We start from the raw sequence: 20,769 nt of genomic DNA on the forward strand, positions 1-20,769 counted from the left end.
GGATGATCACTGGGCCGGCTCCGTAACCGCTGCCGCGCGGGTCTGATGCCCGGCCCACGGCGCCAGCATGAAACTGAAGGCCAGCCCCAGGCTGACCGCCAGGCCGAAGTTGCTCACCGCTGGCGTGCTGGAAACTGCCAACAGGCCGAACGACAACCAGGTGGTGACTGCCGCCAGCAGGGTGCCCAGCAGGCTCACCGCGGCGCCGCCTATCTGTTCGCGCATCAGGATCGCGTAATCGACACCGATGGCGGTGACCAGCAACAGACCGAACAGGCCGAACAGGGTCAGTGGCTGGCCCAGCCAGCCGAGGCTCGCCAGGCTGCACAGCGCCGCCAACAACGGCAGGGCGACGACGCGAAGGGCGCCGCCGACACCGAACGGCCAGGTCAATAACAGCAAGATGAGCACGCAGGAGGCCAGTTTCAATTCGGCGGCGCTGACTTGCGTGGCGGCAAAGACCCGGTTCAGGTCCCCCAGACGATCGACCAGTTGTACGCCGGGCAGATCCAGCGTCTGCACCCTGAGCAGCGCTGCATCATTCAAGCCTTGCAGGCTGACCACCGCCGCCACGCCCTCCGCCGTCGGGCCGAGCCAGAGTGTGCGGTACGGTTCGGCCAGGGGGCCGGCCAGTGCGGTATCGATGTCGGTCACCGGCAAGGCCTGCAATTGCGTCAGTTCGGCTTGCAGTGCGGCGACCGGCACTCCCAGGTCCAGCAGCGGTTGCCAGAACGCCGGCAACCGGGCCAGGGCGTCACGCACTTTCTGCTGTTCGGCGGGCGGGCTGACCAGTTGGTTCAGCGACAGGTAGCCCTCAAGCTTCTCCAGGCCAATCAACTGCTCCAGCCGCTCGTTGAGCACCGTTTGACGTTCCAGCAGGTGTGACTGATTATCGGCGCGGATCAGGAAGAATTGGCTGGTGGGTTGGAAGCCGGTGATACGGGCGATGGCCTGGGCTTCGTCGGTCAACTGCTCAGGCGTGCCGATCCATTGGCGAATGTCGTTTTTCGTGGTCAGTTGCCAGAGGCCGCCGGCGCAGAAGATCAGCAAGAGCCCCAACAAGACCGGTGTTCGCACCCGCGCCAGCAACGCTTCGCGCGCCCTGAGCAGGTGTTCGCACAGCCGCAGCGGCCACTGGGCCGGGTGTAAGTCCACGCCCTTGAGCAGTGCCGGCAAGAGACAAACCGCTGTCAGGTAAGCACCGATCAAACCGGCGGCGGAAAAGATCGCGATCTGGGTCAGGGCCGGGAACGGCGTCCAGGCCAGGGCCAGGTAGCCGATGCAGGTGGTCGCCAGGCTCAGGCTCAGTCCCGGCAGGGTCAGGCGCAGGGCCGACCAACTGCGCCACGGTTTGAGGCTCCAGCTTTTGGACAGGTAGTGCAGCGGGTAATCCACCGCCACACCGATCAGGCTGGAACCCAGCACCAGGGTCATGACATGCATGCGACCGAACAGCGCCACGCAGGCCACCGTGCCGAACAGGATACCCACCAGTACCGGCACGAATGCCAGCCACGCTCGCAAGCGTCGGAAGGCCAGCAACAGCAACAGCAAAATGCCGATTGTCGCCCCGCCGCCCACCCAGGTGATTTCCCGCGAAGCCTGTTGTTGGCCACTGGCGGCGTACAGCAGGCCACTGGCCGCCAGCAATTGCCCTTGGGCCAGGCCCGCCTGATCACGGCTGCGTTGCAGCAGGTCGGCCACTTGCAGCGGCAGGTCCATGTCGAAAGCGTTGCCATGGGTGCGGGCCCGCAGCATCACCCAGTTTTTGCCGTCGGCTTCGGCAATCAGCGCGCCGCTGCCCACGTCCAGCTGTATCGCACCGCGTTGGGGCTGGCTGTTCTGGATGCGCCCGGTCAGGCCCAGCCAGTCGTCCTGGCTCGGCACCAGGCTGAAGCCGCTGAACGGATCGAAGAGCGCCTGCACCCGTTGCTGGATGAAGGCCTGGGGCTGATCGATCAGTTGTTGCCGATCCGCGGCCGAGAGCATTGCCAGCCGCCCCTTGAGCAATTGCGCGCGCAAGGCCGGCAGGTCGGCCTGCAACGTCCACTGGACCTTGTCGAACAAACCGCTGGCTTGCCATTGCTCGCCAAGGGTTTGCGCCAAAGCGATCGCCTGTTGGCGCTCGGTGTGCCCGACCAGTAGTAGCACCTCGCGGTTGAGGGGTTCTTGCATGCGTTGTTCGGCGATGAGTTCAAGCGCATCAGGAGCGGTACCGGGCACCAGCTCCATGAGGTTGGCCGACAGCGGCGCGCCATTGCGCCACTGCCAACCGGCCAGCGCCATCACCGCCAACAGCAGAATCAGGAACAGTCGCGGCAGCTTGTGTTCACTCGGCAAAGTCATGTTGCTCCGCTTCGCTCAAGGCTTTCGCGCTGGTGCTGTTTTGCATGCGCAGCACGGTACGGTCACCCTGGGTTTCCAGCAGTTCGATACGCTGCACCAGTTCGCCGCCATCGATGTTGATCTGGTTGAAGATTTGTTTGAGCAGCACCGAGCGCGGGGTCAAGGTGAGCTTCCACTGCTGCGGTTGGCCCGACAGACTGAGGTCGAAGTCCCGTTGCAGGCCGCTGCTGTCGCCCTGTAACACCGCAAGGAACAACCGATTCTGTTCGGCGCCGGCACTCTTGTTCGGCAGTGTCTGCCAGGTGCCGCCATCGCGCCGGGCGATTCCCTGGGGGGTGATGCGGTAATCCTGCTGCAGCGGGGTTTGCAGCAGCCACAGCAGGCCATGGTTTTTTGCCAATACGAAACGGCCCTTGCTGGTGAGGGGCTGGGGCAGGGCGCGCAGGTGCTTTTCCTGGATGAACTGGCCGTGGATCACGTCCGGGCGCGCCAGTTGTTCGCTCAACTGTTGCAAGTCGAACGCCTGGGCAAAGGGCGCCAGGCCCCACAGCAGCAGCCAGATGAACAGGCGCTTCACGGTAGTTTCCTCTCGACGGCTTGGACAAAGACCCGCGGCGAGGCCAGCAGCATTTCGCGACTCGCGACGTCCACCGCCACTTGCACCGAGCTGGCGCGGGTCAGGCGCTCACCCGTGGCTGCGTCGCTGATCAGGTAATTGATCTTCAGGCGGTTCTCCCATTCCACCAGGCTGGCGCGCACGGTCAGGGTCTGACCGAACACGGCGCTGCGCACGTAGCGCAGTTGCAGGTCGATCACCGGCCACGCATAGCCGGATGCGAGCATGTCGTTGTAGTTGTGGCCGATCAGGTCGAGCAAGGCGCAGCGGGCCACTTCCAGGTACTTGACGTAATGACCGTGCCAGACCACGTTCATCGAATCGACATCGAAAAACGGCACCACGATCTGCGTTTCGACGTGCAACACCCCTTGGCTACGCATGCAGCCTCCAGTGTTGTTCAGCAATGCGTTGCAGGCACAGGCGCAATTCGCCTTCCAGAGCGCGATCCTCGATGACTGGCGGGAAATCCACGGCCAGTTGTTCGTGCATGTCGGCCAAGGCCGGCGGCAGCGGTCGGGCATCTTCGGCACGGCTGCGCAGCCACACGCCCTGGTTGGCGGCCAGCAGCGTCGCGGCGGCCACTTGTTCGGTCAGTTCCAGCACGCGGATCGCATCCCGGGCAGCGATGGTGCCCATGCTCACTTTGTCCTGGTTGTGGCATTCGGTGGAGCGCGAGAACACGCTGGCCGGCATGGTGTTTTTCAAGGCTTCGGCGGTCCAGGCGCTGGTGCCGATCTGCACCGCCTTGAAGCCATGGTTGAGCATCGCTCGCTCGGCGCTGGCGCCGGACAGGTTGCTCGGCAAGCCGTGGTTGTAGCGTTCGTCGACCAATAGCGCGAGCTGGCGGTCCAGCAGATCGGCGACGTTGGCCACCAGGTTCTTGAGGCTGTCCATGGCAAAGGCGATATGCCCGCCGTAGAAATGCCCGCCGTGCAGTACGCGCTCGGCTTCGGCGTCGATGATCGGGTTGTCGTTGGCGCTGTTGAGCTCGATTTCGATGAATGAACGCAACCAGTTCAGACTGTCGGCCAGCACGCCGAGCACGTGGGGAGCGCAGCGCAGGGAGTAGCGATCCTGCAGGCGATGCAGCGGCGCGGTGGGGGCGTCGATCGCCAGGTCCTTGCGCAGCCACGCGGCCACTTGCATTTGCCCCGGATGCGGCTTGGCGGCGAACAGGCGCTCGTCGAAGTGCTCCGGGTTGCCTTGCAGCGCGACCACGTTCAGCGCGGTGATGCGGGTTGCCAGTTGCAACAGGTAGTCGGCGCGGGCGAAGGCCAGGCAGGCCAGGCCGGTCATCACGGCGGTGCCGTTCATCAGCGCGAGGGCTTCCTTGGGCCGCAGCACCAACGGAGTCCAACCGAGTTCGCGGTGCACGTCGGCGGCCAGGCGGCGTTCGCCAGCGAACATCACTTCCCGCTCGCCGGAGAGGGTGGCGGCGACGTAGGACAGCGGCGTCAGGTCCCCGCTGGCGCCCACCGAGCCTTCTTCCGGAATCAGCGGCAGGATGTCATGTTCGAGAAAGGCCTGGAGCCGCTCCAGCAGTTCCACGCGCACCCCGGACACGCCGTGGCACAGCGACTGCAAACGCGCGGCCAGCACGGCGCGGGTGGCCTGCGGGTCCAGCAGTTTGCCCAGGCCGCAACCGTGGAACGTATACAAGTGACGGGGCAGGGCCTCGACGTGGTGCAACGGCACGGCCACCACGCAGGAGTCGCCGTAACCGGTGGTCACGCCGTAGATCACGCCTTCCTTGTCCAGCAAAGAGTCGAGGAATTGCGCACCCTTGGCGATGCGCTGGCGGAATGCCGGATCATCCTGCAACCGCGTCTGCACCTGACGATTGGCCAGGGCCAGTACGTCCTCGATGCGCAAGGGGCGTTCGCCGAAGGTTACCGGCTCAAGAGTGGGCATCGTCATCGGTCTTCCAGAAAGGGTAAAAGTTGAACCACTGTTGCGGTGCCTGGAGGCAATAGTGCGCCAGGCGCTGGGCGTAGAGGCCGGCCCAATGGGTGATGACCTGCTCGCGGTCGCTGCGTTTCCACACCACGGCCTCGGCGAAGGGTTCGAGGGTGACCCGATAGCGTCCCTCGTGCTTGAGGCACATCAGCAGGTTGATCGGGCATTTGAGCAGCCCGGCCAGCAGCCAGGGCCCTTGGGGAAATGCCGCCGGGCGACCCATGAAGTCCACGGTCACAGTGCGTGCGCCGTGCAGCGGTATGCGGTCGCCGGCTATCGCCAGCCACTCGCCGCGTTCCAGGCGTTCGCTCAGTTGCAGCATGATCACCGGGTCCAGCTCGCTGACCTGGATCAGCCGCAGATGCGTGGCGCCGGCTTCCCCCAGCAAACGATTGAACTGTTCGGCGTGCTTGGTGTGCACCAGCACGTTCATGGTCACTTTCTCGCCCAGCTCGGCCAGGGCCCGGCACATTTCCAGGTTGCCCAGGTGTGCGCCCACCAGCATCTGCCCACGGCCGTCGCGCAAGTGATTGCGCAGCAATGCCGGATCGACGATTTCGATCTGTTCCAGGCTCAGCTTGCCGTTCCAGACGTCGAGCTTGTCCAGCAGGGAGTCGGCAAACGCCATGAACTGCCCGAACACTCGCCAATGGCTTGGGCGCAGCTCGGTGCGGCCGCTCCAGTCGGCCAGGCGCTGTTGGTATTGCCAGGCTGCCTGCCGGGCGCTGCGGCCGAAAATGAAGAAGTACAGGACGATGCCGTAGAGCAGCGGGCTCAATAAGCGGCGGCCCAACACCTTGGCGGCGAACGCGGTGAGTTTCATCAGCCAGAAACTGCCGCGCTCCTGGCGGTCGGCCCAGTGCTGCTTGTCTGTCTCAAGGCTCATGTTCGCCACCGTCGCCAGAGAATCAGGGGGGAGCGCACCAGCATGCCGAAGAACAACCGGGTGTGCATGCTGGAAATCAGTACGTTGTCGTGGAACAGGCGAAAGTGCGAAACCCCGTCCAAGGGGTAGTGAACCCGGGTACGCAACCAGCGCATCGGTTGATTGCGCCAGGCCAGGCGCACCAGGATGTCGGAGTCGAAATCCATGCGCTTGCCAATGTTCGTCGAATCGATCAGCGTCAGGACCGGTGGCAAGGGGTAGACCCGAAACCCGCACATCGAGTCGCGGATTTGCAGGGACAGGCTGTTGATCCAGACCATGACATGCGTCAGGTAGCGTGCATACAAGCGGCCTTTGGGCACGCTCTCATCGTATTGGGGATAACCGCAGATCACCGCCTCCGGGTGAGCGCGGGATTGCTCGATGAAGTTCCTTACGTCGCCAAGATCGTGTTGCCCGTCGGCATCGACCTGCAGGGCGTGGCTGAAGCCCAGGCGCGACGCTTCCCGCAGACCGGTCATCACCGCGCCGCCCTTGCCTTGATTGACCGCCAGCCTGACCAGATGAACCTGCTCGCCCTCGGCCAGCCGCTCCAATACCGCCGCGCAGGCCGGGCTGCTGGCGTCGTCCACCAGCACGCAGGGCAAGCCGTTGGCGAGCAGCGCTTGCACCACGGTCGCGACGGCGGTTTCGTGGTTGTAGACCGGGATGACGGCGCAGGGGTTATGCATGGTTTGCGCCTTCCGCCGATCCATTGTGAACAGGGTGCTTATTGTGGCGAGGGAGCTTGCTCCCGCTCGAGTGCGCAGCACTCGCCCGGCGATTTGAAAAGCTTGGGGCTGCTTCGCAGCCCAGCGGGAGCAAGCTCCCTCGCCACAGGAGGGCGGTGCAATCAATCATCGGCCACCCCCAGGACAATCCGCCCACTCGAGCAGGCCGCCGTGTCATTGCGATAAGCGAAGTACAGCTTGCCGCGCTCGCGGTCGAAACGCAGGTGCAGTTGGATTTCATCGCCGGGGCGCATCAGTTGCTGGAACTTCAGCACTTCCATGCCGACGAACCGCGGCGGCAGGTCCATCAGTTGTCGGCCCAGGCTCAAGGCCCAGTCGACCTGCACCACGCCGGGGAGGACCGGTGCGGTGGGAAAGTGGCCGCTGAAATACGCCAGGTCCGGGGGCACCAGCAGTTGCAGGCTCCATTGCCCGTCGGTTTCGACCTGTTCGAGCACTTGCGGGGCTTTGGGGCGCGCAGCCATCAGCAGGGCTTCGACTTCGGCCTGGGGCAGCTTGCCTTGGGCGTTGAGCGGCAACTGCCGCAGCCAGCGCCAGCGCCGAGGCAAGGCGAGGGTTTCGCAGTGTTCGCTCAAGTGACGGCGCAAGGCCTCGGTCACGGCGCGTCGACCCAGGTTGCGCAAGGCGTGCAGGCCGCTTTCGCTCAGCACCAGCAGCGCCCCGAGGGAGGCGCGGTTTTCCTGGACCACCCCCAGTCGGGCTTCGCTGACCCAGTCGTGGGCCATCAACGCCTGTTCCAGCATGGGCAGGGAGATGCGTTTCTCTTCAAGCTTGACGATGCGATCCAGCCGCCCGAGCAGTTCGAAGCGTCCATCCCCGGCGATCCGCGCCGCGTCGGCGGTGTGTTCCACATGGCCGGCCGGCAGATAAGGCGAGGCGATCAGCAAGGCGCCGTCACTGTCCTGGCTCAGCTTTACGTCGGCGAAGGGCTGCCATAAGCCTGCGCCCTGACGCCAGGCGATGCCGCCGGTTTCCGAACTGCCAAAGATTTCCGTCGGCCATTGCCCCAGCCGCTGGTGCAGGCTTTGGGCGGCCTCGGTCGGCAAGGCACCACCGGAGGAGAATACCCGGCGTACGCAGCTCAAGGCTGGCCAGTCGAGGTTATCGCCCATGCGCTTGAGCAAGGCCGGGCTGGCGACCCAGGCAAAAGCCGGGTACTGACGGCTGGCGCGTTGCAGGTCTTCGGGAAAAGCCAGTTGCCGGCGCACGAATGTACGCCCGGCACACAGCGGCCACAGCACCCGAAACAGCAGGCCATAGATGTGCTGGGTGGCGACGCTGCCGATCACGCAGGCCGGGCCCAGGTCGGTGCCCCACAATTGTTCCAGGGCCTGGACTTCGTTGCTCAACTGACGCAGATTTTTCTCGATGCGCTTGGGCTCGCCGCTTGACCCGGAGGTGCACAGGCTCAGCCAGCACTGATCGAGGTCCAGTTCAGTGGCCTCAAGGGGGGCTTGTCGCAGGTCGTCGAGACGGATGTCCGTGGGTTGATCGGTCAACCACAGGTCGACGTCCGCCGACCAGCGCTGGCGGGTCTGGGCTTGCAGGTCGGCCGGGAGCAGGACGCTGGCCCCGGCGCGCCAGGCACCGAGCAGGGCCACCGCCAGGTCGGCGGCGTCTTCCAGGTGCACCGCTATGCGCCGTACGCCGCGGGCCTGCAGACCGGCGGCCAGGCCCAGCGCCGCGTCCCGCAGTTGCGAGTGGCTCAGCGCCGGGTCGACGGCCACAGCACGGTCCGGCTGGGCTCTGAGCAACATCTGCTCAAGTGTTATCCAATTCATGGGCGGCCTCTTACCCGTTGTCGTATAAGCCATTCAATGGCAAACAGCAGCCCCATCAATCCGTAGGAAATCAGGCCGGTGTACAACATCCACCAGCTCAGCGGCGCCCAGAGGGTGAGGGCGGCGGCGAGCAAGCCGTTACACAGGAAAAACACACTCCAGACCACCGTGACCTGGCGGGTATACACCACCGCGTTGGCCGGTAGCTGCGGTTCGCGCAGGCGCGCCAGGCGCTCGACCATCGGCGGACCGTATTTCAGACTCAGGGCGAACAGCCCGAGCATGAAGGCGCTGATCAGCACCGGATACCAGCGCAGCAGGAGCGGGCTGTCGAACAGCGCGAGCAAAACACTGAAGGCAATTGCCGTAACCGCCATCCAGCGGCTGCCGGGCCCGCTTTTACCGAGCAATGCCCGGGCCAGCCACAGGCTACCCAGCAGCAGGCCGAACTGCCATGGGGCGAAATGCTCCATGCCGAAATACACCGCAAAGGGGTACAACAGGCCCACCAGCAGCAGGCCGAGGCCAATCAGCCGGGTCATGCGGCCGGTTGAACCAGTCGATAGACCGCCTCGACCACGTCGTTGACGGTGCGCACCGACTTGAACTCTTCGGCGGCGATCTTCTTGCCGGTCTGGCGCTTGATGTGGTCGATCAGGTCGACCGCGTCGATGCTGTCAATTTCCAGGTCCTGATACAGGTTCGACTCCAGCGTTACGCGCTCAGGGTCCAGCTCGAAAAGCTCGACCAGAGCATCGCGCAGGGTATTGAAAATGTCGTCACGAGTTTGCATGGTCCGGTCTCAGGCTACGCGATTTGCAGTGACGAAGGCCGCAAGGCTTGCCACATTGCTGAAATGGTTGCGGGTGTCCTTGGCGTCGGCATCGATCTTGATCCCGTACTCCCTCTGGATCGCCAGGCCCAGCTCCAGGGCATCCACCGAGTCCAGGCCCAGGCCTTCGCCGAACAGGGTCTGATGGTCGCCGATATCGTCGGTGCTGATGTCCTCCAGGCCGAGGGCGTCGATGATCAGCTGTTTGATGTCATGGTGCAGATCGCTCATCTTCGGCGAGCTCCTTGATGTAATAGTGATGCAGAAAATCGTTGAGCCTGCGCGAAGCCTGCGGCGCAGGGCCGAGCGCGGCGAACGCCTGTGGATCTATATCGGCCCCCACGTGGAAACTGAAGTGCACGCGGCGCTGAGGGATGCGATACCAGGGTTCGGCCTTGGTCAAAGTGGTGGGGCTGACCTTGATGGTCACCGGAGTGAGGATTTTCGCACCTCGCAGCGCGATGGCCGCTGCGCCCCGATGAAAGGCCGGTGGTTGGCCTGGCCGAGTACGGGTGCCTTCGGGGAACACGATCAGACTCTGGCCGTCCTGCAGGGCGTCGCTGGCGGCATCGAGCATGTCCATGCTGCCGTCGTTGCTGATGTATTGGGTCGAACGCAGCGGGCCGCGGGTGAAGGGGTTTTCCCACAGGCTCTGCTTGACCACGCAGTTGGCGTCGCGCACCAGGCCGATCAGGAACACCACGTCGATCAGCGACGGATGGTTGGCGATGATCATTTGCCCGGGGCGACCGAGTTTCTCCGCGCCGTCGATCTGGTAGGTGAGCACGCCGGTGCGGGCCATGAAACGGATAAAGAACCAGAACAATCGCCCCACGGTACGGCGGGCTCGCAGGCGGTGGGCCTGGGCGTCGCCGGGCAGCCAGGCCAGCAGTGGAAACACCAGCAATCGCAGGCACAGCCCGCCCAGCCCGAACAGGACGAAGCTTGCCGCAGTCGCGATCAGGCGCCAGTAGTAGGCGTCGCGATGTTTACCGTTCACCGGTTGCGTTGCCAGGTCCATACACGATTCTTCCAGGCATGTTGGCAGGTGGATAGGTTGTTCAGCAGCGTACGCAACAAACCCAGGGCATGGGGCCAGTCGCTGACAGGCCTTTGATCGGTCTGGGAGGACAGGTCCAGTTGCCAATCGTCGCCTGGAGTCAACAGCAAGCCCACTGCGTAGGGGAAGGGCACATCGTTGACCCAGGGAGCGTAGACCTGGGGCGGCTGCTCTTCGGTGATCACCAGCAACACCGCCTCCGCTCCCTCGTTCAGCAGCGCAACGGCTTCCAGGATCCCGTGTTCCAGCCCGTCGCCCGTGGCCGCCAGGGCGGTCATTTCGCTGGTTTCGCCGCGCAGGATCGACCACAGGCCGATCACGGCGTTATGCACCGACAGGCTGAATTGAGTCGGCGATAACGGTTGGTTGGCTGCCAGGTCCTTGAGAATCTCAAAAGTACGCGGGGTTTCACCGTGACGGGAAATAAAGACCAACGGCAGGTTCGACCGGCCTTCGGCCAGCGGCCAGCCCACGCTGAAGGCCATCCGCGCCAGGCGACTGAGGCGACGGCGCTGCATGGCCGGCAGAAACGAAACGTCAGGGGCGGCATCGCTGGCGGGCAACACGACCGGCTGTCGGCTCCATGCCTGCCAGTCGTCCACGCTTTCGAGCCCAGGGGCCCACGCGCGCCATTGGGCGATGTTGAAATTGATCACAAATACACCCCACCCCTGCGGGCTTTTATTGTCACGGTTCAGTGGTTTGACCCGCGTCCAACCCTGCATGGTCTTGCGACCCAAGTGGCGCGCATTATCCGGGTGCGGTTGGCTTGTAGCAAATGCTGGTTACATTTTGCTCAGCGAAATGTACCGGTTCGTTCGTCCAGGCGCAGACAAGAGCCATTGTCGCGATTATGACGAGTATGTCTGTCGGACGTTTCTGTCACTCTCGCGCCAAGTTGATGCTTCAGGGGTGGAAAAAAACCTCCGGCGTCGTAGTCCGTCCGCAGCGAAGGTAGCGAAGGGGTATCGAGGCCTACTACACTCGGGAATCTTTGATACACGGAGGTTTTGACATGCGGCGCGTGGTATTCAATCAGAAAGGTGGCGTGGGCAAGTCCAGCATCGCCTGCAATCTGGCGGCGGTCAGTGCCAGCGAGGGGTATCGCACGCTGTTGGTGGACCTGGATGCCCAGGCCAATTCCACTCAATACCTGACGGGCCTTACCGGCGACGACATCCCCATGGGTATCGCCGATTTCTTCAAGCAAACCCTGTCGTCCGGGCCCTTCTCGAAAAAGAACAAGGTGGATATCTACGAAACGCCGTTCGACAACCTGCACGTCATCACCGCCACCGCCGAGCTGACGGATCTGCAACCCAAGCTTGAGGCGAAACACAAGATCAACAAACTGCGCAAGTTGCTCGAAGAGCTGGGCGAGGATTACGACCGGATCTATCTGGATACCCCGCCCGCCTTGAACTTCTATGCGGTTTCGGCACTGATCGCCGCTGATCGTGTGCTGATTCCCTTCGATTGCGACAGCTTTTCACGTCAGGCGTTGTACGGTCTGTTGGCGGAAATAGAAGAGCTCAAGGACGACCACAACGAAGGGCTCGAAGTCGAAGGCATCGTCGTCAATCAGTTCCAAGCGCGGGCCAGCCTGCCGCAGCAGATCCTTGACGAACTCATTGCCGAAGGCTTGCCGGTTTTGCCGGTGTACCTGAGCAGCTCGGTGCGCATGCGTGAATCCCATCAGGCGAGCTTGCCCCTGATCCATCTGGACCCGCGGCATAAGCTGACCCAGCAGTTCATGGAGTTGCATAGCTTGCTGGAAAGCGCCTGATTGACGGGCGTATACAAGTCCACTGTGGGAGCGAGCCTGCTCGCGATTGCGGTGGCACATTCAACATAGAGGTAGCCAGGCAGTCCGCTATCGCGAGCAGGCTCGCTCCTACAGTGCTGAGGTCAAATCCCCTGGCCGCGCAACCAGCTCATCAACTGCGGCAACGGCAATGCCCCGCTCTGGCGCGCCACTTCGCGGCCGTCCTTGAACAGGATCAGGCTGGGTATCGAGCGGATCCCCAGCTGTGCCGATAGCTGCTGGTTGGCTTCGCTGTCGAGCTTGGCCAGGCGGCATTTACCCACCAGTTGCGTGGCGGCCTGTTCGAACACGGGCGCAAAGGATTTGCATGGCCCGCACCAATCGGCCCACACATCCACCAGTAACGGCAGGTCACCCTTGATCTGGCTGGCATAGTCGCCTTGCTTGAGTTCGAACGGTTTGCTCAATAACACCTGGGCCTTGCAGCGCCCGCACTTGGGCTCATCGCCCAGGCGTTCGGCGGGGATGCGGTTGAGCCCGTTGCAGTGGGGGCAGGGGATCAGCATTGGGACAACTCCGGAAAAGATCATTGGTAAAGATTTGACCACCGTGTAGAGCACACCGCAAACACTTGTGGGAGCGAGCCTGCTCGCGATTGCGGCCTGACAGTCAATACATCATTGACTGTCCTGTCGTCATCGCGAGCGGGCTCGCTCCCACAGGGGTTACGCGTTGCCGGTTACTTCGCGCTGGTCAGCGTGTTGTAGCTGGTCATCAGGTTGCGGTAGTCCGGGATGTGGTTGGAGAACAAGGTCGCCAGCCCTTCTACATCGTTGCGCCAGTCGCGATGCAGTTCGCAGGCCAGACCGAACCAGGTCATCAATTGCGCACCCGAGGAGGACATGCGGTCCCAGGCCGATTGACGGGTCAGCTCGTTGAAGGTGCCAGAGGCATCGGTGACCACGAACACCTCGAAACCTTCGGCCAGGGCCGACAGTGCCGGGAAGGCTACACAGACTTCCGTGACGACGCCGGCGATGATCAGTTGCTTCTTGCCGGTGGCTTTGATCGCCTTGACGAAATCTTCGTTGTCCCAGGCGTTGATCTGGCCGGGACGGGCGATGTACGGCGCGTCCGGGAACAGGCTCTTGAGCTCGGGCATCAACGGGCCGTTGGGGCCGGTTTCGAAACTGGTGGTGAGGATGGTCGGCAGCTCGAAGTATTTGGCCAGATCGGCCAGGGCCAGCACGTTGTTCTTGAAGCGGTCCGGGTCGATGTCACGCACCAGCGACAGCAGGCCAGCCTGGTGGTCCACCAGCAGAACGGCGGCGTTATCTTTGTCGAGACGCTTGTAGGAATTGGTCATGGCGTTAGTCCTCTAAGTATTGGCTGCCGAACGGTTCGGCGTGGTTAAAGTTTTCAGTGTTGGTGTGTTGCTAAGCGATGGACATAGATTAAAACTGGCACCTTTGATGCGCTAGACTGCAAAAATCAGCCTTAGCGTTCTATTTGGAGAACGATCATCGAAGACCTCAACACGCTTTACTACTTCACCCAAGTGGTCGAGCACGGCGGTTTCGCCGCCGCCGGCCGAGCGCTGGACATGCCCAAATCGAAGCTCAGTCGGCGCATTGCCCAACTGGAAGAACGCCTTGGGGTGCGGTTGATCCATCGCTCCAGTCGTCATTGCTCGTTGACGGAGATCGGCCAGGCCTACTACCAGCGCTGCCTGGCGATGCGGGTCGAGGCCGAGAGCGCGGCCGAAGTGATCGAGCGCAACCGCTCCGAGCCCCAGGGCCTGGTGCGTATCAGTTGCCCGACAGCGTTGCTCAACAGCTGGGTCGGGCCGATGCTGACCCGCTACATGCTCAAGTACCCACGGGTGGAGTTGTTCATTGAGAGCACCAACCGCCGGGTCGACCTGATCCATGAGGGGTTCGATATCGCGTTGCGGGTACGTTTTCCGCCGCTGGAAAACACCGACATGGTCATGAAAGTACTGGGCAATAGCACCCAGTGCCTGGTAGGCAGCCCGGCCTACCGCGAGCGCCTGTCCTCACCCGCTTCACCGGCGGACCTGCACGGTTTGCCGAGCGTGCACTGGGGGGCGGCGCAGCGTGAATACCAGTGGGAATTGTTCGGCCCGGACGGCGCCAGCGCGTTGATTCGCCATGAACCACGCATGGTCACCGATGACCTGCTGGCCCTGCGTCACGCGGTACTGGCGGGTATCGGCATCGCTCACCTGCCCGCCGTGGTGGTGCGCGAAGACCTGGCTGCTGGCCGGCTGGTGGAATTGGTGCCGGGCTGGACGCCCAAGTGCGGGATCGTCCATGCGATCTTCGCCTCCCGGCGCGGGTTGCTGCCGTCGGTGCGCACGCTGATTGATTTTCTGGCCGAAGAATTCAGCCAGAGTGATATGGCGTAGGGCGCAGGCAGCATTACCACCGGATTTCCCTTGTGGGAGCGGACTCACGATCCAGGCATTTTCCCAGGACATTTATCAAGACTGCCATTCATCAGGTGCGCCGCACTGAAAACGCCCCAGGCCCTCAAAAAACACACAGCACCTGTTCGCAACCCAGGAGGCCCCATGAGCAATCCTCAAGACCCAACTATCCCCCAGGCACCCACCAACCCTAACGACGACGGCTTCGTCCTCGGCACCGCCGGCCGCGACGAAGACCCGAACGCCGCCCCGTCCTACGCCATCGACCGTCGCCACGAACGGGATGAACTGACTCCCGAAGACGCCCGCGGCATGCCCGGCTACCCCGAGGAAAAACCGCCGGCCAAACCGGCTGGTGAAGCAGAGAGTGGCGAGGCAGAACCGGGCATCGAGACGCCTGAGCAGGGCAACGATAAGGTGGGGTGAGCAGGGCTCACATCCGCTCACATTTTTTGCCGAAGTCTTGAAGCCTTGAGTGACTAGGCTAAAAAAGCACTTCGGCAACCTTCTGTCTATTTGGCTCTATCGCAATTTGCGATGCGTCCGATCTGTGTTTAACTCCTCCATAGCAAAATGCGATAAGGACATTGCATGCATGTGATCACTGAGAAGCGCATCTGGGAGGCCAAGGAAAAAATGGCCGCGCTGCGCCAATTCGCTGGATCAATGGTATCGGCTTGTCAAACGCACCAGCCCGGCTGACTTCGCTGCGATGAAATCCATTTTTCCCGCAACCGACAAGGTCGGTCCGCTACATGTGTTCGATATTGGTGGCAACAAATTGCGACTGATTGCCGTGGTTCGCTATCGGCCTCAGCGCTTGTACATCAAATGCGTGCTGGATCATCAGGAATACGACAGAGGCAAGTGGAAGGAGGAAAAGGGATGAGTGCACTAATCGAACAAGTCGCTGCCCATTGGGAGTTTGTGTCGCCCCTGCTGCGCAAACCCGGGAACGAGGAGGACTACGACCGGTTGGTCGCAGCTCTCGATGAATTGCTGGAATTGATTGGTGAAGACGAAGCCCATCCCCTTATGAGCCTGGTGGACATCATCGGCGAATGGATCGAGGCTTGGGATCACCAACATCGGCCAATGCCCAAGGCCAGCGGCGTCGAGACACTTCGCTACCTGATGCGCGAGCATGGGATGAGCCAGAGCGACTTGCCGGGCGTCGGCACCCAGTCGGTGGTATCGGAGGTGTTGAGCGGCAAGCGCCAGCTCAATTTGAGGCAGATCCGCTGGCTGGCGGGGCGCTTCGGCGTGTCGGTTGAAACCTTTATTTGACGGGTCGCTGTGGGAGCAAAGCTTGCTCGCGATACAGGCTCCTCGGTTTATGGGGAAGACCGAGTTGTTTTCATCGCGGGCAAGCCTTGCTCCCACATGCCTTGCCCTCGCAAGACTGAAGGTTTTACGACGAACAACTGATCTCCAGATGTTTGCCCCACTCCGGCGGACGTTGCGCGTAGCTGTCCATGCCCGGCTGTTCTTCGAACGGCCTGCTCAGCACCGTGTGCAGGCGGCGGACTTCTTCGTAGTCGCCTGCCTCGGCGGCGTCGATGGCTTTCTGCGCCAGGTAGTTGCGCAGCACATACAGTGGGTTCACCGCGTGCATGCGGACGCGACGCAGGTCTTGATCGACAGGGCCTTCGCGGCTGACGCGGGCAACGTATAGCTCGCCCCAGGCGTCGAAGCCCTTGAGGTCGACGAAGTCATCACGCAGGGCGGCGACGGCCTGTTCGGGGGACTGATCGCCTAGCCGGCGGAAGAACAGGCTGTAGTCGACGCCGCTGTTTTGCATCAATTGCAGCAGGCGCTCCACCAGGTTCTGGTCATCCTCCTCGGCGCTGGTCAGGCCCAGGCGGCGGCGCATCAGGTCCAGGTAGTGGGCCTGGTACAGCGGCAAATACAAACCGAGTGTTTCACGCAGGGCCTCGACGCTGATGAACGGCGTCAGGGCTTGGGCCAGTGCGCTGAGGTTCCATTGGCCGATTGGCACCTGGTTGCTGAACGAGTAGCGGCCCTGGTCGTCGGAGTGGTTGCAGATGAAGTTGGCGTCGAAGTCGTCGAGGAAGGCGAACGGCCCGAAATCGAAGGTGATGCCCAGGATCGACATGTTGTCGGTGTTCATCACACCGTGGCAGAAGCCGTAGGCTTGCCATTTGGCGATCAGTTCGGCGTTGCGCTCGACGATTTCGCGGAACATCGCCAGGTACGGCTCCGGTTGTTCGCGGCACTCGGCAAAGTGCATGTTCAGCACATGCTCCGCGAGGGTGGCATGCAACTCGGGCTTTTTGGTGTAGTAGAAGTATTCGAAATGCCCGAAGCGCACATGGCTCGGCGCCATACGCAACACCATGGCGGCGCGCTCCTGCTTTTCGCGCCATACCGGGGTGTCGGAACCGATCACGCATAAGGCGCGTGTAGTCGGTATGCCCAGGGCGTGCAGCGCTTCGGACGCCAGGAACTCGCGGATCGAGGAGCGCAATACCGCCCGTCCATCGCCCATGCGTGAGAACGGTGTCTGGCCGGCACCCTTGAGGTGCAGGTCCCAGTGGTCCCCGGCCTCGTTGTATACCTCCCCCAGTAGCAACCCGCGGCCGTCCCCCAGTTGTGGGTTGTAATGGCCGAACTGGTGCCCCGAATACACCATCGCCCGGGGCTCGGTTTCAGCCCACAGCTTGTGTCCGCCGAACAGCTCGGCGAACAGCGGCGCCTGGGCTTCGACTGGGTCCAGGTCCAGCAATGCCATGGCTTGGTCGCTGGCAACGACCAGCCGGGGATTGTCGATGGGCTCGGGTAGCACGTGGGCCGAGAAACCGTCGCCAAGACGGGCGAAGCGGTTATCGAAGGTCAATGTTTCCAGGGTTTTCAAGGCCGTCTCCGGCGCGATGCCCGCAGGCTTCGCGCGATCAGTCGAGGGTGGCTGCCGGCGGCTCTGGCAAGGACTTGGGCCCTGGCGTGAGGGGAGGCTCAGGCGTCGCGGTTTTGTCTCCAGGCAAGACAGGTGTCAGCTTGTATTCGAGGCCTTGAAGATTTTTCAAGGAAACTTCTACCTGCCGGAACGCAATGCTGATGTTCTGCTTCTTGAATTCGCGACTGATGAACCGGTTGATCTCGTCCAGCACAGGATTGCGGTCACCCAGGTCGCGCACATGCATGCGCAGCTCATGGTCCAGGGTACTCTCCCCGAAGTTGAGGAAGTACACGAGTGGTTCTGGTTCTTTCAGCACGCGCGGGTTCTCGCGGGCAGCCTTGAGCAGCAGTTCCTTGACCAGATCAAGGTCTGATCCGTAGTCGACACCCAGTTTGAGGGTTACTCGGGTGACGGTGTCGGTCAGCGACCAGTTGATCAACTGTCCGGTGATGAACGTTTTGTTCGGAACGATGATGTCTTTACGGTCGAAGTCGGTGATGGTGGTGGCACGGATACGGATCTTGCTGACCGTGCCCGACAGGTTGCCAATGGTGATGGTGTCGCCGATCCGCACCGGACGTTCGAACAGGATCATGATCCCGGAGATGAAGTTGGCGAAGATTTCCTGCATGCCGAAGCCCAGGCCGACTGAGAGCGCGGCCACCAGCCATTGCAGCTTGTCCCAGCTCACGCCCAGGGTGGACAGTGTGGTGACGAAGCCGATGCCGGCGATCACATAGGACAGCAGCGTGGTGGCGGCATAGGCGCTGCCCTGGGCCAGGTTGAGCTTGGACAGGACGAACACTTCCAAAAGTCCCGGCAGGTTACGTGCCAGGGCGAAGGTGATGCCGATGATGATCAGGGCGCCGAGCATGTCACCGATGCTGATGGGCACCATGCTCATGGTGGCGCCGGTACCGCTGGTGTACTCGTAGAGGGTGATGTTGTCCAGGTAGGAGAACACGCTGATCAGGTCCGACCAGACCCAGTACAGCGCGGCGATGAAACCGCCCAGCAGCGCCAGGCGGATCAGGCGCAGGGACTGTTCGTTGACCTTTTCGATGTCCAGGGTCGGCTCCTCGACCACTGCTTCGCCATCACCGGCTTCCTTGGTCGCCTGACGCTTGGCCAGGGCGCGCTGGTAGGCCAGGCGCCGCGCCGCGACGGACAGGCCGCGCACGAAGGTGGCCTCGATCACCAGCCAGAACATCAGCAGGTACAGGGTATTGATCAGTCGGTCGCTGAGTTTGAGCGCGGTGTAGTAGTAGCCGAAGCACACCGCTACGAACAAGGCGATTGGCAGCGCGGTGAACATCACCCCGACGGCCTTGCGGAACAGCGAGGTGTTCTGGTGGGTCGGGCTGCTGAGCAACAGGCGGCTGAGCAACCAGGCCATCAGGGCGTAGCAGGTCAGCACCACCGGCATGCCCAATACATCGTCGGCCAGGGCCGAGGGTTGCAATTCGGCCACGGCCACCACCGCGACCAGCGCCAGTACCACCAGCCCGAGCCGGCGGATCCAGCCCTGGAGGAATTCGACCTGGGGTTTTTCCCAGCGGAAATGCAACTCGGCCACGCCACCGGGCGCCAGCACCCTATAGGCGGTATAGAACACCAGCCAGGCCTGGCCGATCTGCAGCAGCGCCGCGCCGAGGTTGGCGTTCTGGCCCCGGGCGTCGATCTGCAGGGCGTAGCCGCACAGGGCCAGCGCCAGGGCTACCGGCATCGCCAGCAGGATATTGATCAGAATCGCCTGGGGGGTGTGCCACTGACTGTCACGCTTGAAGTGGCCGACGTCCTGGTGAACCTTGTTCAGTCGGGCATACAGATTCTTGCGCCGCCACAGCAGTGCACCGATGAGCAGCGCCAGGGGCAGGAACAGCAGCGGCCGCTGGGTCAGGCCGTCCGCCAGCTCACTGAGACTCGAGGCCCAGGGTAGCGAGTCGACCTGTTTTTCCAGACGCGCCGGCACGCCACGCATCCATTCGAAATCCAGCGGCTTGTTGCTGGGAATCCAGAACATTTGCTCTTCCAGGGTCGCCCGCAAGTTTTGGGCGGTACTGAGCAGTTGCTTCTGGTTGAGCTGCAAGGTGATGGATTCGTTAAGCACCGCGCTCAACTCGCGGTTCAGCCTTTCCAGCAGGTCGACCCGGGTCAGGGCCAGTTCCAGCAGGGTCTTGCGCAGTTGCGGCGTGACTTGCTCGGCAGGCTGCGAGGCCAGCAGATTGTCGACATAGGCGCTTGGGTTGTTCAGCAGTTCGCGTTGTTGACTGACTTCGAACTGGTACAGGCGGATGTCGGCAATCTGGTCCGCCAGATTCTTGTCCAGTTCCAGGCGCGGCAGGGTTTGGCGCTGTTTGTAGAGAATCTTGGACAGCAGCAGGCTGCCCTTGAGTACGCTGATCTGCTCGTCCAGGGCCGCGTCGGTCTGGGTAACGCTGTCCAGCAGTTGCTTGGTCTGCAGGTTCTGCTGGGTGACCTCATTGAGGCGGTCGGTGCTTTTGAGCAGATAGTCGGAAAGTTTCAGGTTGGCCGTGCTTTCGGTCGCCAGCAGGCTGCTGCCGCCGGCCTTCTGGGCTTCGATGGATTGCTGGGTCACCGTTTCCTGGGACTGGGCCAGTCGCTTCTGGTTGATCAGCGTCTGCAGGTCCTGGATTTCCTGCTCCATGCGGTCGATCTTTTCCGTCAGCAAGTCGTGCTGACTGTTGCCCAGGTCTTGCAACTGGCTGTTGCCGGCCAGTTCCTGGCGCCGCAGCGGAATCAGGGCATTGAGTGCGGCCAGTTCGGCGTTGAGCTGGTCGCGCTGTTCGCCGTTCAGGGTTTTACCGGCATCCTTGCCCGTCTTGAGGATGGTGTTGATCTGCTGGATGCGGGTCTGGCTGCTGGCGATTTCGGCCTGGGCGCGCTCGGGGCGGGTCTGGGCGGTGATGATCAGGCTGTTGGCATCGGCCAGGGCTTTTTGCAGGTCACTCTGCTGGGTGGAACGGTCCGTCAGCATCTGTTCGAGCTGGGGCACCGGCAGGTTGGCGTAACGCTGTGCCACCGGCACCACGGGGGTGCTCTTGAGCCGGGCCAGCTCGCGCTGGTTTTCAATGTTTTGCTTGGGGGCACTGGCCAGCTGCTGTTTGAGATCGACCAGCTTCTGCTCGTATTCGGCCTTGCTGGTGAGCTGTGCCAGGGTCTTTTGCAGGGTCTCCTGCAAGGCCTTCTGCTCGGCTTCCGGCAGTTTGCGGTCAGCGATTTTGTCCAGGCTGGCCTGGACCGAAGCGCTGGTGAGCGGTTCGGCGGCTTGCAGTGGGCAGACGGAAAGACTCAGGCCCAGCAGGGCAATGGTTAAAAAGGAGCGCAGGGTAGGCATAGAGACCGG

20 protein-coding genes and 1 pseudogene are annotated in these 20,769 nt (G+C 62.5%); 5 read left to right on the forward strand and 16 right to left on the reverse strand.

Annotated elements, in window-relative coordinates:
• Positions 1-6 precede the first annotated feature (6 nt).
• The 12 genes from QOM08_RS02110 to QOM08_RS02165 form a co-directional block, all read right to left on the reverse strand.
• Positions 7-2,346, reverse strand: coding sequence for a hypothetical protein (locus QOM08_RS02110; protein ID WP_316912501.1), 2,340 nt, complete (start codon positions 2,344-2,346; stop codon positions 7-9).
• Positions 2,330-2,923: an outer membrane lipoprotein carrier protein LolA gene (locus QOM08_RS02115; RefSeq protein ID WP_316912502.1), complete on the reverse strand. Its 594-nt coding sequence runs from the start codon at positions 2,921-2,923 to the stop codon at positions 2,330-2,332. The genes QOM08_RS02110 and QOM08_RS02115 overlap by 17 nt, the downstream gene beginning before the upstream one ends.
• Positions 2,920-3,345, reverse strand: coding sequence for an acyl-CoA thioesterase (locus QOM08_RS02120; RefSeq protein WP_076382963.1), 426 nt, complete (start codon positions 3,343-3,345; stop codon positions 2,920-2,922). The genes QOM08_RS02115 and QOM08_RS02120 overlap by 4 nt, the downstream gene beginning before the upstream one ends.
• The gene (gene hutH, locus QOM08_RS02125) at positions 3,338-4,882 is read right to left on the reverse strand and encodes a histidine ammonia-lyase (RefSeq protein WP_047225942.1); all 1,545 of its coding nucleotides are present in this window, start codon (positions 4,880-4,882) and stop codon (positions 3,338-3,340) included. Before hutH ends, QOM08_RS02120 begins: the two co-directional genes overlap by 8 nt.
• Positions 4,863-5,807, reverse strand: coding sequence for a glycosyl transferase (locus QOM08_RS02130; protein WP_047225941.1), 945 nt, complete (start codon positions 5,805-5,807; stop codon positions 4,863-4,865). Before QOM08_RS02130 ends, hutH begins: the two co-directional genes overlap by 20 nt.
• Positions 5,804-6,538, reverse strand: coding sequence for a glycosyltransferase family 2 protein (locus QOM08_RS02135; RefSeq protein ID WP_316912503.1), 735 nt, complete (start codon positions 6,536-6,538; stop codon positions 5,804-5,806). The genes QOM08_RS02130 and QOM08_RS02135 overlap by 4 nt, the downstream gene beginning before the upstream one ends.
• A gap of 161 nt (positions 6,539-6,699) precedes the next feature.
• Entirely contained in the window at positions 6,700-8,379 is a 1,680-nt protein-coding gene (locus QOM08_RS02140; RefSeq protein ID WP_188252185.1) for an AMP-binding protein, read from the reverse strand.
• Entirely contained in the window at positions 8,376-8,921 is a 546-nt protein-coding gene (locus tag QOM08_RS02145) for a membrane protein (RefSeq protein ID WP_047225938.1), read from the reverse strand. The genes QOM08_RS02140 and QOM08_RS02145 overlap by 4 nt, the downstream gene beginning before the upstream one ends.
• Entirely contained in the window at positions 8,918-9,172 is a 255-nt protein-coding gene (locus QOM08_RS02150; RefSeq protein ID WP_030140951.1) for an acyl carrier protein, read from the reverse strand. Before QOM08_RS02150 ends, QOM08_RS02145 begins: the two co-directional genes overlap by 4 nt.
• Before the next feature lie 9 nt (positions 9,173-9,181).
• Positions 9,182-9,442: a phosphopantetheine-binding protein gene (locus QOM08_RS02155; RefSeq protein WP_047225937.1), complete on the reverse strand. Its 261-nt coding sequence runs from the start codon at positions 9,440-9,442 to the stop codon at positions 9,182-9,184.
• Positions 9,423-10,232 (reverse strand): lysophospholipid acyltransferase family protein, encoded by an 810-nt coding sequence (locus QOM08_RS02160; RefSeq protein WP_047225936.1) that lies wholly within the window; start codon positions 10,230-10,232, stop codon positions 9,423-9,425. The genes QOM08_RS02155 and QOM08_RS02160 overlap by 20 nt, the downstream gene beginning before the upstream one ends.
• A complete protein-coding gene (locus QOM08_RS02165) occupies positions 10,208-10,927 on the reverse strand; it encodes a beta-ketoacyl synthase chain length factor (protein WP_316912504.1) in 720 nt (239 codons plus the stop codon). The genes QOM08_RS02160 and QOM08_RS02165 overlap by 25 nt, the downstream gene beginning before the upstream one ends.
• A 359-nt stretch (positions 10,928-11,286) precedes the next feature.
• Here QOM08_RS02165 and QOM08_RS02170 point away from each other — a divergent pair, with 359 nt between their 5' ends.
• A complete protein-coding gene (locus tag QOM08_RS02170) occupies positions 11,287-12,057 on the forward strand; it encodes a ParA family protein (RefSeq protein ID WP_047225935.1) in 771 nt (256 codons plus the stop codon).
• A gap of 122 nt (positions 12,058-12,179) precedes the next feature.
• On the opposite strand, the gene trxC is transcribed toward QOM08_RS02170, so the two are convergent.
• A complete protein-coding gene (gene trxC / locus QOM08_RS02175) occupies positions 12,180-12,602 on the reverse strand; it encodes a thioredoxin TrxC (RefSeq protein ID WP_171061286.1) in 423 nt (140 codons plus the stop codon).
• Positions 12,603-12,775: 173 nt separating this feature from the next.
• Entirely contained in the window at positions 12,776-13,402 is a 627-nt protein-coding gene (ycaC, locus tag QOM08_RS02180; protein ID WP_316912505.1) for an isochorismate family cysteine hydrolase YcaC, read from the reverse strand.
• A 156-nt stretch (positions 13,403-13,558) separates the two neighbouring features.
• On the opposite strand from ycaC, the gene QOM08_RS02185 reads away from it, so the two are divergent.
• The 4 genes and pseudogenes from QOM08_RS02185 (at position 13,559) to QOM08_RS02200 (ending at position 15,772) form a co-directional block, all read left to right on the forward strand.
• Positions 13,559-14,464 carry a LysR family transcriptional regulator gene (locus tag QOM08_RS02185; RefSeq protein WP_188252209.1) on the forward strand — a complete coding sequence of 302 codons (906 nt, stop codon included), beginning with the start codon at positions 13,559-13,561 and terminating at the stop codon, positions 14,462-14,464.
• 165 nt (positions 14,465-14,629) lie between these two features.
• A complete protein-coding gene (locus QOM08_RS02190) occupies positions 14,630-14,911 on the forward strand; it encodes a hypothetical protein (RefSeq protein WP_139048613.1) in 282 nt (93 codons plus the stop codon).
• A 165-nt stretch (positions 14,912-15,076) separates the two neighbouring features.
• Positions 15,077-15,374, forward strand: a pseudogene (locus tag QOM08_RS02195) (type II toxin-antitoxin system HigB family toxin).
• A complete protein-coding gene (locus QOM08_RS02200; protein WP_047225929.1) occupies positions 15,371-15,772 on the forward strand; it encodes a type II toxin-antitoxin system HigA family antitoxin in 402 nt (133 codons plus the stop codon). The pseudogene QOM08_RS02195 and the gene QOM08_RS02200 overlap by 4 nt, the downstream one beginning before the upstream one ends.
• A gap of 124 nt (positions 15,773-15,896) precedes the next feature.
• Here QOM08_RS02200 and selO read toward each other — a convergent pair whose 3' ends face one another.
• On the reverse strand, positions 15,897-17,360 hold the full coding sequence (gene selO, locus QOM08_RS02205; protein WP_107321425.1) for a protein adenylyltransferase SelO: 1,464 nt from the start codon (positions 17,358-17,360) through the stop codon (positions 15,897-15,899).
• Between the two features lie 37 nt (positions 17,361-17,397).
• Positions 17,398-20,760, reverse strand: coding sequence for a mechanosensitive channel MscK (gene mscK, locus QOM08_RS02210; protein ID WP_274090509.1), 3,363 nt, complete (start codon positions 20,758-20,760; stop codon positions 17,398-17,400).
• Positions 20,761-20,769: the final 9 nt, after the last annotated feature.

It is taken from the genome of Pseudomonas sp. P105 (assembly GCF_032614175.1).
Lineage (GTDB): Bacteria > Pseudomonadota > Gammaproteobacteria > Pseudomonadales > Pseudomonadaceae > Aquipseudomonas > Aquipseudomonas rhizophila.

Excerpts from the sequence above, each read along its gene's own strand:
- QOM08_RS02110 (WP_316912501.1), bottom strand. The coding sequence starts at position 2,346 with ATGACTTTGCCGAGTGAACACAAGCTGCCGCGACTGTTCCTGATTCTG.
- QOM08_RS02120 (WP_076382963.1), bottom strand. The coding sequence starts at position 3,345 with ATGCGTAGCCAAGGGGTGTTGCACGTCGAAACGCAGATCGTGGTGCCG.
- hutH (WP_047225942.1), bottom strand. The coding sequence starts at position 4,882 with ATGACGATGCCCACTCTTGAGCCGGTAACCTTCGGCGAACGCCCCTTG.
- QOM08_RS02130 (WP_047225941.1), bottom strand. The coding sequence starts at position 5,807 with ATGAGCCTTGAGACAGACAAGCAGCACTGGGCCGACCGCCAGGAGCGC.
- QOM08_RS02135 (WP_316912503.1), bottom strand. The coding sequence starts at position 6,538 with ATGCATAACCCCTGCGCCGTCATCCCGGTCTACAACCACGAAACCGCC.
- QOM08_RS02140 (WP_188252185.1), bottom strand. The coding sequence starts at position 8,379 with ATGAATTGGATAACACTTGAGCAGATGTTGCTCAGAGCCCAGCCGGAC.
- QOM08_RS02145 (WP_047225938.1), bottom strand. The coding sequence starts at position 8,921 with ATGACCCGGCTGATTGGCCTCGGCCTGCTGCTGGTGGGCCTGTTGTAC.
- QOM08_RS02150 (WP_030140951.1), bottom strand. The coding sequence starts at position 9,172 with ATGCAAACTCGTGACGACATTTTCAATACCCTGCGCGATGCTCTGGTC.
- QOM08_RS02155 (WP_047225937.1), bottom strand. The coding sequence starts at position 9,442 with ATGAGCGATCTGCACCATGACATCAAACAGCTGATCATCGACGCCCTC.
- QOM08_RS02160 (WP_047225936.1), bottom strand. The coding sequence starts at position 10,232 with ATGGACCTGGCAACGCAACCGGTGAACGGTAAACATCGCGACGCCTAC.
- QOM08_RS02170 (WP_047225935.1), top strand. The coding sequence starts at position 11,287 with ATGCGGCGCGTGGTATTCAATCAGAAAGGTGGCGTGGGCAAGTCCAGC.
- trxC (WP_171061286.1), bottom strand. The coding sequence starts at position 12,602 with ATGCTGATCCCCTGCCCCCACTGCAACGGGCTCAACCGCATCCCCGCC.
- ycaC (WP_316912505.1), bottom strand. The coding sequence starts at position 13,402 with ATGACCAATTCCTACAAGCGTCTCGACAAAGATAACGCCGCCGTTCTG.
- QOM08_RS02190 (WP_139048613.1), top strand. The coding sequence starts at position 14,630 with ATGAGCAATCCTCAAGACCCAACTATCCCCCAGGCACCCACCAACCCT.
- QOM08_RS02200 (WP_047225929.1), top strand. The coding sequence starts at position 15,371 with ATGAGTGCACTAATCGAACAAGTCGCTGCCCATTGGGAGTTTGTGTCG.
- mscK (WP_274090509.1), bottom strand. The coding sequence starts at position 20,760 with ATGCCTACCCTGCGCTCCTTTTTAACCATTGCCCTGCTGGGCCTGAGT.